14 protein-coding genes and 1 tRNA gene are annotated in these 13,858 nt (G+C 71.7%); 4 read left to right on the top strand and 11 right to left on the bottom strand.

Annotated elements, in window-relative coordinates; all coding sequences use genetic code 11:
• Window positions 1-154 precede the first annotated feature (154 nt).
• Window positions 155-799: a MerR family transcriptional regulator gene (locus ACFWRT_RS21770; RefSeq protein ID WP_380950375.1), complete on the top strand. Its 645-nt coding sequence runs from the start codon at window positions 155-157 to the stop codon at window positions 797-799.
• Between the two features lie 139 nt (window positions 800-938).
• Here the strand turns inward: ACFWRT_RS21770 and ACFWRT_RS21765 are convergent, their stop codons facing one another.
• Entirely contained in the window at window positions 939-1,754 is an 816-nt protein-coding gene (locus tag ACFWRT_RS21765) for an exodeoxyribonuclease III (RefSeq protein WP_380950256.1), read from the bottom strand.
• Between the two features lie 50 nt (window positions 1,755-1,804).
• On the opposite strand from ACFWRT_RS21765, the gene ACFWRT_RS21760 reads away from it, so the two are divergent.
• Window positions 1,805-2,293 (top strand): GNAT family N-acetyltransferase, encoded by a 489-nt coding sequence (locus ACFWRT_RS21760; RefSeq protein ID WP_380950257.1) that lies wholly within the window; start codon window positions 1,805-1,807, stop codon window positions 2,291-2,293.
• A 4-nt stretch (window positions 2,294-2,297) separates the two neighbouring features.
• On the opposite strand, the gene ACFWRT_RS21755 is transcribed toward ACFWRT_RS21760, so the two are convergent.
• A complete protein-coding gene (locus tag ACFWRT_RS21755) occupies window positions 2,298-3,782 on the bottom strand; it encodes a sigma-70 family RNA polymerase sigma factor (RefSeq protein WP_380950258.1) in 1,485 nt (494 codons plus the stop codon).
• 167 nt (window positions 3,783-3,949) lie between these two features.
• Between ACFWRT_RS21755 and ACFWRT_RS21750 the strand changes: the two genes are divergently transcribed.
• The gene (locus ACFWRT_RS21750) at window positions 3,950-5,008 is read left to right on the top strand and encodes an XRE family transcriptional regulator (protein WP_380950259.1); all 1,059 of its coding nucleotides are present in this window, start codon (window positions 3,950-3,952) and stop codon (window positions 5,006-5,008) included.
• Window positions 5,009-5,081: 73 nt separating this feature from the next.
• Here the strand turns inward: ACFWRT_RS21750 and ACFWRT_RS21745 are convergent, their stop codons facing one another.
• The 9 genes from ACFWRT_RS21745 to galU all read right to left on the bottom strand — a co-directional run bounded on the left by ACFWRT_RS21745 (window position 5,082) and on the right by galU (window position 13,130).
• Window positions 5,082-6,290, bottom strand: coding sequence for a S1 family peptidase (locus ACFWRT_RS21745; RefSeq protein ID WP_380950260.1), 1,209 nt, complete (start codon window positions 6,288-6,290; stop codon window positions 5,082-5,084).
• Window positions 6,291-6,692: 402 nt separating this feature from the next.
• Entirely contained in the window at window positions 6,693-7,271 is a 579-nt protein-coding gene (locus ACFWRT_RS21740) for a hypothetical protein (RefSeq protein ID WP_380950261.1), read from the bottom strand.
• A 209-nt stretch (window positions 7,272-7,480) separates the two neighbouring features.
• Window positions 7,481-7,554 (bottom strand) — tRNA-Ala (locus ACFWRT_RS21735).
• 87 nt (window positions 7,555-7,641) lie between these two features.
• Window positions 7,642-8,898, bottom strand: coding sequence for a divisome protein SepX/GlpR (sepX, locus tag ACFWRT_RS21730; RefSeq protein ID WP_463288374.1), 1,257 nt, complete (start codon window positions 8,896-8,898; stop codon window positions 7,642-7,644).
• A gap of 162 nt (window positions 8,899-9,060) precedes the next feature.
• Window positions 9,061-9,714 carry a GNAT family N-acetyltransferase gene (locus ACFWRT_RS21725; protein ID WP_380950263.1) on the bottom strand — a complete coding sequence of 218 codons (654 nt, stop codon included), beginning with the start codon at window positions 9,712-9,714 and terminating at the stop codon, window positions 9,061-9,063.
• A gap of 17 nt (window positions 9,715-9,731) precedes the next feature.
• Window positions 9,732-10,283, bottom strand: a complete 552-nt coding sequence (locus ACFWRT_RS21720) for a MogA/MoaB family molybdenum cofactor biosynthesis protein (protein ID WP_380950264.1) — start codon at window positions 10,281-10,283, stop codon at window positions 9,732-9,734.
• Window positions 10,280-10,789 carry a cyclic pyranopterin monophosphate synthase MoaC gene (gene moaC, locus ACFWRT_RS21715; RefSeq protein WP_380950265.1) on the bottom strand — a complete coding sequence of 170 codons (510 nt, stop codon included), beginning with the start codon at window positions 10,787-10,789 and terminating at the stop codon, window positions 10,280-10,282. The genes ACFWRT_RS21720 and moaC overlap by 4 nt, the downstream gene beginning before the upstream one ends.
• Window positions 10,790-10,906: 117 nt before the next feature.
• Window positions 10,907-12,220 carry a molybdotransferase-like divisome protein Glp gene (gene glp / locus ACFWRT_RS21710; protein ID WP_380950266.1) on the bottom strand — a complete coding sequence of 438 codons (1,314 nt, stop codon included), beginning with the start codon at window positions 12,218-12,220 and terminating at the stop codon, window positions 10,907-10,909.
• Between the two features lie 4 nt (window positions 12,221-12,224).
• On the bottom strand, window positions 12,225-13,130 hold the full coding sequence (gene galU, locus ACFWRT_RS21705; RefSeq protein ID WP_380950267.1) for a UTP--glucose-1-phosphate uridylyltransferase GalU: 906 nt from the start codon (window positions 13,128-13,130) through the stop codon (window positions 12,225-12,227).
• A 94-nt stretch (window positions 13,131-13,224) separates the two neighbouring features.
• Between galU and ACFWRT_RS21700 the strand changes: the two genes are divergently transcribed.
• A complete protein-coding gene (locus ACFWRT_RS21700) occupies window positions 13,225-13,842 on the top strand; it encodes a 5-formyltetrahydrofolate cyclo-ligase (protein ID WP_380950377.1) in 618 nt (205 codons plus the stop codon).
• The last annotated feature ends 16 nt before the right edge of the window (window positions 13,843-13,858 follow it).

The following is a 13,858-nucleotide window of genomic DNA, read 5'->3' as shown; positions in this document are numbered from 1 at the left end:
CGGTACGTCACGCGATTACGCCAGCAATCACTGGCATGGTTCGGAGAGTAGAGCAGGCTCGTACCGATGGGTAGGGGGCGGACCGAGGAAAGTTACTGGCGGTACAACATAGGGTGCCCCTGTGGCTGAAGGACGCGAGCACCGCGAATACCGCATGGAGGAGCTGGCCGAGGAGGCCGGCATCACCGTGCGGACCCTGCGCTTCTACCGGGAGCGCGGCCTGATCCCGCCACCCCGCCGCGAGGGCCGGATCGCCTGGTACGACGACCACCACCTGGCCCGCCTGCGGACCATCACGGGCCTGCTGGAGCGCGGCCACACCCTGAACGGCATCGCGGATCTGGCCGCCACCTTCGAGAGCGGGCGCGATGTCGCCGAGGTGCTGGGGCTCGGCGAGCCGACCGAGGAGACCCCGGTCCGGCTCACCCCGGAGCAGCTCGCCGACTACTTCGAGGGCGAGGTCACCCCGGAGAACCTGGCCACCGCCCTGGACCTGGGCTATCTCGCCACCGACGGCGACGAGATCGTCCACATCAGCCGGCGCCTGCTGGAGGTGTCGGCGGAGCTCGTACGGGAAGGGGTGCCGCTCGCCACGGTGCTCTCCTCGGGCCGCCGCGTCCGTGAGCACGCGGACGCTCTCGCCGAAATCTTCGTACGCGTACTGCATGCCCACGCCGCCGAGACCGAACCGGCCCAACTCCGGCCACTGGCCCGCGCGGTGGTGGACGCGGAGCTGTCGATGGCGCTGGACCGGAGGCTGCGCCGCGAGGACGGCACACAGCCCCCGAAAGCCGACTGACCGGGACCACCGCCCGTGGACGACTGACCGGAACCGCCGCTCGTGGACGACTGACCGGAATCGCCGCTCGTGGACGACTGACCGAAGCCACCACCCGTGGACGATGGCCCGAACCACCACCCGTGGACGACCGCCCGGCCTACCGCTCGTACACCACCGTCACCGGCGCGTGGTCGCTCCACCGCTCGCCGTGCGTGGCGGCCCGCTCGACCCACGCCTTCACCGCACGCGCGGCGAGCCCCGGCGTCGCGATCTGGTAGTCGATGCGCCAGCCCGCGTCGTTGTCGAAGGCGCGCCCCCGGTAGGACCACCAGCTGTACGGACCCGCCACCTCCGGGTGCAGTCGCCGTACGACATCCACGTACGCGGCTTCGTCGAGGACCCGGGTCAGCCAGGCGCGCTCCTCGGGGAGGAAGCCGGAGTTCTTCTGGTTGGCCTTCCAGTTCTTCAGGTCGGCCTCCTGGTGGGCGATGTTCCAGTCGCCGCAGACCACGACCTCGCGGCCGTCCGCCGCCGCCCGCGCCTTCAGGCCCTGGAGGTAGGGCAGAAAGGCGGCCATGAAGCGCTCCTTCTCCTCCTGCCGCTCCGTGCCGACCTCACCGGAGGGCAGGTACAGGCTCGCGACGGTCACGCCGGGCAGGTCGATCTCGACGTACCGGCCGCTCGCGTCGAACTCCTCCGCCCCGGGCACGTCGAAGGCGCCGAAGCCGATCTGGACCCGCTCCGGCGCCTGCCGGGAGTAGAGCGAGACCCCGGCGCGCCCCTTGGCGGCGGCGGGCGCGTGCACGGTGTGCCAGCCCTCGGGGTCACGGACCGCCTCGGCCAACTGGCCGGGCTCGGCGCGGACCTCCTGGAGGCAGACCACATCGGCGTCGGTGCCCGCCAGCCATTCCACGAAGCCCTTTTTCGCGGCGGCGCGGAGCCCATTAACATTCACGGTGGTAATAGTCAGCATCCAGAAACAGTACCTACCCCACCCCCACTCATAGATATACGATAATCAGCATGAACATCCACCCCTCCCGCTTCGACCACCCCGACGCCGTCAAACTCAACGACGAGGTCCAGCTCGAATACGCCGAGCGCTACGGCGACGGGGGCGATCTCACCTACCTCGACCCGGCCATGTTCGTTCCGCCGCGCGGGCTGTATCTGCTCGCCTACGACGAGCGGGAGCGCCCGGTGGCGACCGGTGGCTGGCGGACGCAGGACCGTAATGAGGAGGGGTACGGGGACGGCGACGCCGAGATCAAGCGGATGTTCGTGATCCGCGAGGGCCGTGGCCGGGGGCTGGCCCGCCGGATGCTCGCCGCCCTGGAGGAGGACGCCCGGGCCGCGGGCCGGGTCCGGATGGTCCTGGAGACCGGCGACCAGCAGCCGGAGGCGGTCGCGCTGTACACGTCGTGCGGCTACACGGTCTGCGAGCAGAAGTTCGGCCACTACCGGGAGTACGAGAGCAGCATCTGCATGGCCAAGCCCCTGCGGCAGCCGTGACACCTCACCGGGGCGTGGCCAGCACCTGCGCCCAGTAGGGTCCACGCGGCGAGTCCGCGATGCCCACGCCCACGTGCGTGAAGTCACAGTTGAGGATGTCGTCGTCCCGGCCGGAGCTGCGGCGCCACTCCTCGACGACCTCGGCCGGGTCGGCGTTCCCGGTGGCGATGGTCTCGCCCACGGCGGTCCACAGGTAGCCGGAGTCGGTCACCCGGTCCCCCATGCCCCGGCCTGTGGAGTCGGTGTGGCCGAAATAGCCGTAGGCCGCCATGTCCTCGGAGTGGCGCTGGGCGACCGCCGTGAGCCGGGGGTCGGTGGTCAGCTGCGGGCAGTCGTTGTGGGCGCGCAGGGTGTTGACCTCGGCGACGAGCCGCGTCTCGGGACGGGGCTGCGCCCGGGGCGCCGGGCGCGGTGACGGCGGCGGGGCCACGGTGGCGGACGGCGAGGCGCTCCGGGCGGACGGGCTCGGCGTGGGCGACGGCGTGCGGGTCGGCGTCGGGGACGGGGTGGCCGGTGCGGTGACCGGGGGCGGCGCGGGCGCCGGGAGCTGCGTCGTACCCCCCTCGGCGCGAGGCGCGGGCGGGGCGGGCGCGGAGGGCCACAGGAGTACGGCGATCGAGGTCACGGCGGCGGCAGCGGCAGCGAGCCCCGCCGCCTTCCCCGCCGAGAACGCGGCCGGAGCCACGGCCGGGGCGACAGCGGCGGCGGCGTGCTGGCCCCCCTCGTACAACGGCACCACCAGGGCGAGCCCCGACAGCAGCCCCTCCGGCGGTACGAGCCCCGAGCTGGTCGCCGCGCAGGAGGCGCAGCCGCGTATGTGGCGGGCTATGCGCTTGCGCCACAGGGGCGTGGGCGCCCCATCCCAGTCGGTGACCAGGTCGCCCAGGTAGGGGCAGCGGGGTTCGGCGGCCAGGGCCCGGACGACCGCGCGCCCGATGTCGAGCTGGTTCTTCACCCGCTGGACGCGTACGGCGGCGTGCTGGGGCGGGAGGCCGAGGGCGTCCGCCAGCTCGGCCCGGGTGAGTTCGCCGGTGGTTTCCAGCCACCAGAGCGAGAGCACATCGCGTTCCGCGTCGTCCAGCCACCGGGTCGCCTCGGCGGTCTCGCGCCGCTGGCCGGAGAGCTCCAGGCGCAGGATGGTGAGGTCGACGAAGTCGGCGGCCGGGTCGGCGGGCTCGTCGCTCTCCTCCAGCGCGGCGGGACGGTGGCCGAGGACGGCCCAGCGGGTGCGGACCTGGTTCATGGCGATGGCCACCAGCCAGGACCGGAACCGGGTGGGGTCACGCAGCGAGGAGAGGCCGGAGAGCGCGCGGAGCATGGTCTCCTGCACCACGTCGTCCACGTCCGGGTGTCCGTTGAGGGCGCGGCCCACGACGTTGTAGACGAGCGGCAGGTAGAGGGCGGCGAGCCGCTCCCCGGCCGCCTGGTCCCCGTCCCTGGCCGCGACGACCAGTGCGGTGACGTCCACGCCGTTCACGCTGTTCACCACGTGCTCACTTCCTCGGGCCGTGCGGAGGACGCCGGGCAGCGCATCCCCCGGAGTGTGGGGCAGGTCACTCCTGGGGGTTTTGTTATCCGGTCCCTTTCCGGTGGTCAACCAGTATGCGGGGACCTTACGGGTGCCCCGTGGCGGGAGTGCCGGGATGGGGGAGGGACATGTCGAGCAGGACGGAACCACGCGTCGGGCTGCCGGACGCCGGGGACATGGAGCGAGCCGGGGACACGGAGCGGGCCGCGGGCACGGCACGAGCCTCGGCCTCTCGTAGGGCGCTGGAGATCGACGGGGCCGCCTTCACCGGGCCCGACGCCTTCCCCACCGCTCTGCGGGAGGCGCTGGGCCGCCGCGGCCTCTCCCTGGAGCGGGTGAGCGAACGGCTCAGGGCGCGCGGCATCGGGGTCAGCCAGGCCACGCTGAGCAGTTGGCAGCGCGGCCGCAGCCAGCCGGAGCGGGCCCGGTCGCTGCGGGCCGTGGAGGTGCTGGAGGAGATCCTGGAGCTGCCGGGCGGGGCCCTGCGCTCGCTTCTCGGCCCGCGCCGCCCGCGCGGCCGGGTCGCGCCGGCCCGGGGCGAAGGGGCGGCCCTCCAGGTGCTGGGCGAGGACTCGGTGGTGGAGAAGGCGCTCGGCGAGCGGTTCCGCCACTTCAACCAGGAGACCGGCTCGCTGCTGATCCACGACGTGGTGACGCTGGGCGCGAGCGGAACGCTGAGCAGCCTCACCACGACCAATGTGCTGCGGGCCAGCCGGGCCGGGGCCGACCGCGCGCTGTTCGTGCTGAGCTTCGACGACGAACAGGCCGAGCCGCTCGACATCCGCGTCACCAGCGGACGGCTCGGCGAGGCGACGTACCTCAAGGGGCTCAAATCCCTGGTGCTGGAAATCCACTTCGGCCGGGAACTCGCCAAACTCGATACGACCGTGGTGAGTTACGCGGTCGATGTGAGCCCCTCCCGGGAACCGGCCACGCACTACGAACGCTGGTCGCGGGCGAATCTGCACGAATATCTTCAGCAGGTGTTCTTCCATCCGGACGCGCTCCCCTCGGGCTGCCGGCGGTACTTCCGGGACCAGGTGGGCTCGCCGCCCCGTGCGCAGCGGCGCATTTCGATGAACGATTCCCACAGCACCCATGTGCTCGCCTCCCGGTGCAAACCCGGAGTGCACGGAGTGGCCTGGGATTTCGACACGGAAGAATTCCGGCACGGGAGAACAGGGTGAATCGTGGAAACGGGAGACCGCCCAGGGTCAGTGGACGGTCTCCCGCGTATGCGGCACCTTCGCCCGCTGGGGGCTACTTGGTGTTGAGCGTCAGCCCGTAGTACTTCAGGGCGTCGTCCAGCGGCTGGAAGTACGACGAACCGGGCGAGTTCACCTGGCCGTTGCACCGCTGGCTGATCGGCCCGCCGGAGGTCATCCCCTGGGCCTGGTTGCCGGAGACGTAGGCGCCTCCGCTGTCCCCGCCCTGGGTGCAGACGGAGGAGCTGGCGAGACCGGTGACGACGGTGTCGGGCCCGCCGTTCTGGTCGGTGTAGGTGACGCTGACGTTGTACGAGCCGACCTTGCCGCAGGTCCAGCCGGTGGTCTGGCCGGCCTTGCAGAGCGCCGAACCCTGCGGGGCCCGCTGGCTGCCCCGTACGGCGACGGTGCCCGCCTTGCCGTACGTGGTGATGTCGAGGCCGATGGAGTGGCCGGCGTCCACGGTGGCGATGCCCATGTCCACGCTGCGGGTGCCGAGCGCGAACCGGGTGTGGGTGCCCTTGGCGAACCGGGTCCCGTTGTACGCCAGTGCGGGCAGGTCCTCGATGCAGTGCCCGGCGGTCACGAGCACCTGCTTGCCGTTGCGGTCCTTGGCGCCGTACCCGACGGAGCAGAGGTAGCCGTTGAACGTCATGCGGCTGCCCGGCGGCACGACGGCCTGGGTCTCCAGCTTCTCCTGGCCCTGGACGACGCGTACGGCGTCGCCGTTGCTCCTGGCGGCCTTGAGGAACGTACGGGTGGCGGCGTCGGACTCTCCGTTGACCTCGACGGTCACGGTGTCGGAGGCGAGGTCCACGGACCACGCCGAGACACCGGCCGGGGCACTCTTGAGGGCCTTGGCGTCGAGCTGCGCCTTGATCAGGTTCAGCTCGCTCTCGCCACGCTCCGGGACCCGTGCTGCGAGTCCCGCCGCCTTGACCTCCTTCGCCGCCTCGGCATCGGCGGCGTTGACGACGAGCGTCCCGTCCTTGGCGAAGAAGGCCCCGAGGGTGGAGACCTTCTCGGCCCGCAGCTTCGCGAACCGGCCCTGCTGCCGCGCTTCCCGGTCCAGCCGCTCGACGGCCTCCTGCTCGCTCACGCCCAGGGTGGTGGCGAGAGCCTGGACCATCTCCGGCTGATACTTCAGCGGCGCGGAATCCGCCGCACCGGCGTAAGCCCCTGTGGCGACTCCGGCCGACAGGAGGGCGCCGATGGAGGCCGCCACGATGTATCTGCGCGCGTTCTTCTTCTTTCCGTGCTTCACGCGATTCCTTCCGCTACACGGGCGAAGCGTCCAGACAATGGGGGGGGTGGCCACACCACGCTTGGGGACGCGCGATGTGTTCCGTGGACACTGCCCGGCGGCGATGACATGTTCCTGTCGCCGCGCTTCGAACTCTCGCGTAAACGGAACTGCCGCGACAAGGACCGGAGATGGGGCTCTTATCTACAGAACTGGCCGAGAACTGTAGAGAAACACGGCGGAAACACGGCGGACGCGATGCACGGAAGCCAAGCCGGCTACACATCCGTTCGCTCCCCGCACCGAATCCGCGACCTTGCCCGCCCGAAGCCGGACACGACGCCGGGCGGGCACCCGACCGGAACTCCGGCCGAGCGCCCGCCCGGGCCCGTCGCCCACAGCGGCGGGCGACGTGATGAACGATCAGGCCGGCTGGCAGTAGGCGATAGGCACGTCGAAGCTGAAGTCGCACCCGTCACCGGTGGCGAAGCTGGTACCGGCGGACCCCAGCGAGAAGAGCGCACTGAGCGCCAGGACCGTCAGGGACTTGCGGATGACCGACGGGATTCCGTCAACCGCCTGCGAGCAACACGTTGCTGGAGGCCGGGGCTCCTGGCAGGTCGGGCTCCACCGGAAGTCGTGGTCCTCATCCATGCCACTGGAGAGCCAGATTTCCTCGGCTCCAGCGAACGAGGACCCCTCGGACTCCTCCTCGTGGTCAACCGAGTCCGGACCCTCCAAGTGATCCTCGCCCTCCATGCATCGGCAAGTGAAGACCTCCTGGATGATTTCACCGTTGACGATGCTGTTGACGGCGCGGTCGTGAAGCCGTCCCGGCGGAGGCGGTCGAACTCCACGCGTGGCGCGCAGGTGACGAACGGGCTGCCGCAGAGCGAGGAGTGCGCGCGGGCGGTATTCGCCATCTGGCGGCCCCTCGTCGGCGAGGACACCGTGCCAGTTTGAGCAGTTGTTCAGATCATGCCGACCGAGTGGGACGAACATGCCTCCGCGATCAGCGTCCCCGCCGACGCGGCCGGAGCCCTGAGACCGCAAAGTTCCGGCAGGGCAACCACTACCTCAGCCTCACCTGGGAGTCGGATCCGCAAGCCGATCCGACTCCCACGCGTACATGACGAAGATCCCGCCCGATCTTTCGATCGGACGGGATCGTCGTCACCATCCCTGAGCTGACTCAAGAACAGTCGTTGTTGTGGACCTGTGGGGATTTGAACCCCAGACCCCCTCGATGCGAACGAGGTGCGCTACCAGACTGCGCCACAGGCCCTTGCAACGAGTGAAACTCTAGCACCCTTACCCGGGTGCTTGGAAATCCGTTCCTCCGCTGGTCAGCGGGGCCGGGAATCCGCCGGTCTCACTCGTTGGCCGCGCGCGGCCGGTCCTCGTCGTCGTACTGGTCGAAGAGGGGGGTGCGGCCCCGGTCGCGGGTGCGGCGGGACTGGTTGGTGCGCTGGCGCGGCGCCGGGTCCACCGTGGGGGTGGTGGGGTGCGACGTGCCGGTCTGGCTGGGCTCGGCGGTGCTGGAGCGGGCCGCGCTCCAGGTCTCCGGGTCGCCGACCTCGACGCCGCCGGTGGCCCGGGGGGCGACGGGAGCGGTGACATAGGTGGGGAGCGGTACGGGGACGGGCTCCCAGCTGTCGCCCTGGACCCGGCCGCGTTCGCGCTGCTGGTCCACCCACTCCGCGTGGTCCGTCTGCTCGACGAGGGCGCGGCGGCCGGCCTCCTGGGGGGAGACCGTGGGGGTGGGTTCCGGCTCCGGGTGGTGGGGTTCGGAGTCGTCGTCCTGGTCTGCGGGGGCGGAGGCGGCGGGCTGGTGCCTGCGGGGGCGGTTCTCCCGCAGGCGCTGTGCCGCGACCTCGGCCCGGCGGCGGTCCATGGTGAACGCGAACCGACGCCGCTCCTGGGCGCGCAGATGCACGATGTACGTGCTCAGCAGGACGGCCGGGACCGCCGGCGCCCAGAGGAAGCCGAGTCCGCCGACGGCGGCCACCACCGCGCCGAGGGTGAAGGCCAGGAAGAGGACGACCGTCGTCCGTCTGCGCCGGGCCAGGACCTGGGAGCGCTGGGCGCGCCGGGCCCGCTCGGCCTCGGCGGCTTCGGAGCGCGGGCGGCGCTGGGCCGGAGGGCCGGGGGGCGCGGGGCGCTCACCGGGCCGGCGGTCGTGCGCCTGGCGATCAGGGGGCTGACGGTCGTGCGCCTGACGGTCCGCCGGTTGGCGGTCCGGTGACTGATGCGCCGGTCGCCTGTCGTGCGCCTGGCGGTCGGGGGCCGGGGGGGCCGAGGCACGCTCGGGAGCGTGCGCCGGGTCGTGCACCCTGACTTCCGTATGCGCCGGAGGCGCGGCAAAGGCCCGGACGTCGACGGAATCCATACGGTCCGTCTCGGCGTCCGGGTCGACGTCGGGCCCCGCCTCCTCGGTGGTGCGCTCCCGCAGCTCCCTGGCGTACCGGCGCTCCATCGCCGCCCGTCCGGACAGCAGCCGGATGGCGGTGCTGAAGCGTTCCGTCGGACGGGCTTCGTTGAGCTCGTCCTGCCTGCGGAGCCACATCGGCACCAAGTAGGCGGCCCAGGCCCCGACGATGACTGCGTAGATGAGGCCGCTGCTGCTCACGCTCACACCGTAGAGGGGTTTACGCGGAGGCATCCGCCAATTGGCCCGGTGTGTCGCACGATCCGGCTGATATCACGGACTTTTTTTGTGATTGATCGGATCAACAGTCACCGATAGTGCGACCCATTGCTGTCATCCGTCGATCAAATTCGAACACTTATTTTATTTACCGAACTCCCCGGACTCTCCGGACCACTGGCCGGACTCCCCTGGACCCTGCGGCGTCACCGGCCGCGAGCGGCGCCACCGCCGGAGCATCCCCTCCGGCACCTCCTCCGCCGTGAGCGCGAAGATCAGATGGTCCCGCCAGGCGCCGTCGATGTGCAGATAGCGCGGGCGCACGCCCTCGGAGCGGAACCCGAGCTTCTCGACCACCCGGCGGCTCGGCGCGTTCTCCGGGCGGATGCAGACCTCGATGCGGTGCAGCCCCACCGAGCGGAAGCAGTGGTCGACGGCGAGCGCCACCGCCGTCGGCATCACTCCGCGCCCGGCGACGCCCTGGTCGACCCAGTAGCCGATGTGGCCCGAGCACATCGAGCCCCAGGTGATCCCCGCGACGGTGAGCTGGCCGACGAGCCGGCCCTCGTACTCGATGGCGAACGGCAGCATCCGCCCGGCGTGCGCCTCGGCGCGCAGGTGGCGGACCATCTGCCGGTACGTGGGCCGCTGGGCGACCGGGCCGCCGGGCGCGGGCGGCGGGACGGTGGCCTCCCAGGGGCGCAGCCAGTCGCGGTTGCGCCGGTTGACCTCACGCCATACCCGCTGGTCGCGCATCTTTATCGGGCGCAGGACGATCTCGCCGTCGGTCAGCGTCACCGGCCAGGTCGCGATGTTCAGCTCGGGCTCCCCGGTCGGGGGTGGTCGCCGCCGCGGAGCTGGTCCACGGCGTGCACCAGGAGCCGGGACAGGACCGCGAGGCCGTCCTTCACCCCGCCGGTGGAGCCGGGCAGGTTGACGATCAGGGTGCGGGAGGCGACGCCGGCCAGGCCCCGGGAGAGCGCGGCGGTGGGGACCTTGGCGAGCCCCTCGGCCCGGATCGCCTCGGGGATGCCGGGGATCTCGTGGTCCAGGACGCTGCGGGTGGCCTCGGGGGTGGCGTCGGTGGGCGAGATGCCCGTACCGCCGGTGGTGACGATCACGTCGTACCCGGCGGCCACTCCGGCGCGCAGGGCCGCCTCGACCGGGTCGCCGTCGGGGACGACCTGCGGGCCGTCGACCGTGAAGCCCAGGTCGGTGAGCCCTTCGGCGATCAGGGGGCCGCCCTTGTCCGCGTACACGCCGGCGGAGGCCCGGTTGGAGGCGGTGACGACGAGGGCGCGATAGGCGGGGGCGGAAGCCTGCGCGGGCCGTTCGTGGCCCGGGGCTCCGGGCTCGGGCGGCGTCACGCGTCCGGTCCCGCCGGTCCCTCCGGCGCGGTGCGCCGGTAGTCGCCGGACTTGCCGCCCGACTTCGCCTCGACCCGTACGTCGGTGATGACCGCGCTCTTGTCGACGGCCTTGACCATGTCGATCACCGTCAGGGCCGCCACCGACACCGCCGTCAGGGCCTCCATCTCGACGCCCGTGCGGTCGGTCGTCTTCACCGTGGCCGTGATCTCCACCGCGTCGTCGGCCACGCCCAGGTCGACGTTGACGCCGGAGACGGCCAGCGGATGGCAGAGCGGGATCAGGTCCGGGGTGCGCTTGGCGCCCATGATCCCGGCGATCCGCGCGGTGGCGAGGGCGTCGCCCTTCGGAACTCCCTCGCCCCGGAGCAGCTCGATGACGCGCGGCGAGACGAGGACCCGGCCGCTCGCGCGGGCGACGCGCGTGGTGACGTCCTTCTCGGACACGTCGACCATGCGGGCCGCACCCGCCTCGTCGATGTGCGTCAGCCTGTTCTGCGTACTCAACTCACTCCACCCAGCGGTAGGGGCGCCGATCGGCCCGGGCCCGGAGGACCCCCTCCGTCCCGGAGCAGGTGCTCCGGAAGGCGCGGCGGCAGATACCGTACCGCCACCGGGCGGCGGTCAGCGGAGCAGGATCACGTCCGTCTCCGTGCCGGGCTCCGCGGAGGTGGTGTCCTCGGCCAGCACGATCAGCGCGTCCGCCCGGGCGAGCGCGGCCACCAGATGCGATCCGGAGCCGCCGACGGGGGTGACGGTGCCCGCCTCCTCGTCGTACGTACCGCGCAGGAACTGGCGGCGGCCGGCGGGCGAGGTGAGCGCCTTGCCGGCGGCCAGGACGGCCCGGACGGTGGGGCGGTGGAGGTCGTCCGTGCGGCCCATCAGGGCCCGGATGGCGGGGCGGACGAACAGCTCGAAGGAGACGTAGCTGGAGACCGGGTTGCCCGGCAGCGCCAGCAGCGGGGTGTGGTCGGGGCCGATCGTGCCGAAACCCTGCGGCTTGCCCGGCTGCATGGCGAGCTTGCGGAAGTCGATCCCGCTGCCCGGCTCGTCCTCGTCGCCGACGGAGGAGAGCGCCTCCTTGACGACGTCGTACGCGCCGACGCTGACGCCGCCGGTGGTGACGATGATGTCCGCGCGGATCAGCTGGTCCTCGATCGTGGCGCGCAGGGTCTCGGCGTCGTCGGTGACCGCGCCGACCCGGTAGGCGATGGCTCCGGCGTCCCGGGCGGCGGCGGTCAGCGCGAAGCTGTTGGAGTCGTAGATCTGGCCGCCCGTCAGCTCCTCGCCGGGCTGGACCAGTTCGCTGCCGGTGGAGAGCACGACGACCCGCGGACGGGGCCGTACGACGACGGTGGAGCGGCCGATCGCGGCGAGCAGGCCGATCTGCGGCGGGCCGACGATCGACCCGGCGCGCAGGGCCAGATCGCCCGGCTTGACGTCGCTCCCGCGCTCGCGGACATGGGCTCCGGCCTCGACGGGCCGGTGGACGCGGACCTCGCCGGTGGCGCCCTCCGGCGCGTCGGAGTGGGCGCGCATGGTGGCGGCCGGGCCCTCGCCCGTACCGCCGTCCGTCCATTCGACCGGGACCACGGCCTCCGCACCGGCGGGCAGCGGGGCGCCCGTCATGATGCGGGCGGCCTGTCCCGGCCCCACGACCTGGTCGTCGGCGAGCCCGGTGCTGCCCGCGGCGACGTCGCCGATGACCGTGAGGACGGCGGGGAACTCCTCGCTCGCCCCCTCGACATCGGCGATCCGCACCGCGTAACCGTCCATGGAGCTGTTGTCGAAGGGCGGCAGGGCCACCTCCACGACGACGTCCTTCACCAGGACGCAGCCCTGGGCGTCGGGCAGCTGCAGCTCGATGGGTTCGAGCGGCCTCACCGTGGCGAGGATGTCTTCCAGGTGCTCGTCCACCGACCAGATCGTGCTGCTCACGGGGTTACATCTCCTCGGTGACGTACTGACGGAGCCAGGTCCGGAAGTCCGGTCCCAGATCTTCACGTTCGCACGCCAGTCTGACAATGGCTCGCAGATAGTCGCTCCGGTCACCGGTGTCATAGCGGCGGCCCTTGAAGACGACGCCGTGCACGGGTCCGCCGATCTTCTCGTCCGCGGCGAGCAACTGGAGGGCGTCGGTGAGCTGGATCTCGCCGCCGCGGCCCGGCTCGGTGTGTCGCAGTATGTCGAAGACGGCGGGGTCCAGGACGTACCGGCCGATGACCGCGAGATTGCTCGGCGCGTCGGCCGGCTCGGGCTTCTCGACCAGGCCGGTGACCCGGACGACGTCGCCGTCGACGGTGGTGTCCGCGGCCGCGCAGCCGTAGAGGTGGACCTGGGAGGGGTCGACCTCCATCAGCGCGACGACACTGCCGCCCTCCCGCTCCTGGATCTCCACCATGCGGGCCAGCAGGGGGTCGCGCGGGTCGATCAGGTCGTCGCCCAGCAGGACCGCGAAGGGCTGGTCGCCCACGTGCGGGGCGGCGCACAGCACGGCGTGGCCGAGGCCGCGCGGGTCACCCTGGCGCACGTAGTGCATGGTGGCCAGGTCGCTGGACTCCTGGACCTTGGCGAGGCGTTCGGCGTCTCCCTTACGGGTGAGCGCGGACTCCAGTTCGTAGTTGCGGTCGAAATGGTCCTCCAGAGGACGCTTGTTCCGACCGGTGATCATCAGTACGTCGGAGAGGCCCGCCGCGACGGCTTCTTCGACGACATACTGGATGGCCGGCTTGTCGACGACAGGCAGCATCTCTTTGGGAGTGGCCTTCGTGGCGGGCAGGAAGCGGGTGCCGAGACCTGCTGCCGGGATGACGGCCTTGCTGATCCTGGAAGGCGACGACTGAGTCATGCGCAGCACCTTAACGGGTGCACACACCCGGAAGATGAGCTTCCGGTTAACTTTGCCCTTAAATATGCCCATACGAGAACCGTGCGAGTCTCTATTGAACCCCGACAAGTCCGGAAAGGTATCTGTGAAGGTGCCCGCGAAAGCCTCTCTGCGGCGCGAACTCCTCGCCGCACGGGCCCTCCTGACCAAGGAGGACGTCACGGAGGCCGCCGCGGTTCTCGCGGCCGGCGCCTTGGCGCTCCCCGAACTGGCCGACGCCCGAACGGTCGCCGCCTACGTCTCCGTGGGGCGCGAGCCGGGGACCCGGGCCCTGCTGGACGCCCTGCGCGAGCGCGGCGTACGGGTGCTGCTCCCGGTGCTCCTGCCCGACAACGACCTGGACTGGGCCGCTTACGAGGGCGCGGAGCACCTGCTGCCCGCCGGGCGCGGGCTCCTGGAGCCGGACGGGCCCCGGCTCGGCCCCGCCGCCGTCGTGGAGGCGGCGGCGGTCCTGCTGCCCGGGCTGGCCGTGGACGGGGCGGGCATGCGGCTGGGGCGGGGCGGCGGCAGCTACGACCGGGTGCTGGCCCGGCTCTCGGCGACCGGGGCGAACCCGGCGCTCATCGTGCTCCTGTACGCGAACGAGGTGGTCGCGCGGGTCCCTGTGGAACCGCACGACCACCCCGTGGACGCCGTGGTCACCCCGGCGGGAGCGCGGCGCTTCACCGCCTGACGGCCGGTCAGGCGCC

This window comes from Streptomyces cyaneofuscatus (assembly GCF_042718795.1).
In the GTDB taxonomy this organism is placed as follows: domain Bacteria; phylum Actinomycetota; class Actinomycetes; order Streptomycetales; family Streptomycetaceae; genus Streptomyces; species Streptomyces cyaneofuscatus_A.
This window is presented reverse-complemented; position numbering and strand designations above follow the sequence as displayed.

Excerpts from the sequence above, each read along its gene's own strand:
- ACFWRT_RS21770 (WP_380950375.1), top strand. The coding sequence starts at position 155 with ATGGAGGAGCTGGCCGAGGAGGCCGGCATCACCGTGCGGACCCTGCGC.
- ACFWRT_RS21765 (WP_380950256.1), bottom strand. The coding sequence starts at position 1,754 with ATGCTGACTATTACCACCGTGAATGTTAATGGGCTCCGCGCCGCCGCG.
- ACFWRT_RS21760 (WP_380950257.1), top strand. The coding sequence starts at position 1,805 with ATGAACATCCACCCCTCCCGCTTCGACCACCCCGACGCCGTCAAACTC.
- ACFWRT_RS21750 (WP_380950259.1), top strand. The coding sequence starts at position 3,950 with ATGTCGAGCAGGACGGAACCACGCGTCGGGCTGCCGGACGCCGGGGAC.
- ACFWRT_RS21740 (WP_380950261.1), bottom strand. The coding sequence starts at position 7,271 with ATGTTCGTCCCACTCGGTCGGCATGATCTGAACAACTGCTCAAACTGG.
- galU (WP_380950267.1), bottom strand. The coding sequence starts at position 13,130 with ATGACTCAGTCGTCGCCTTCCAGGATCAGCAAGGCCGTCATCCCGGCA.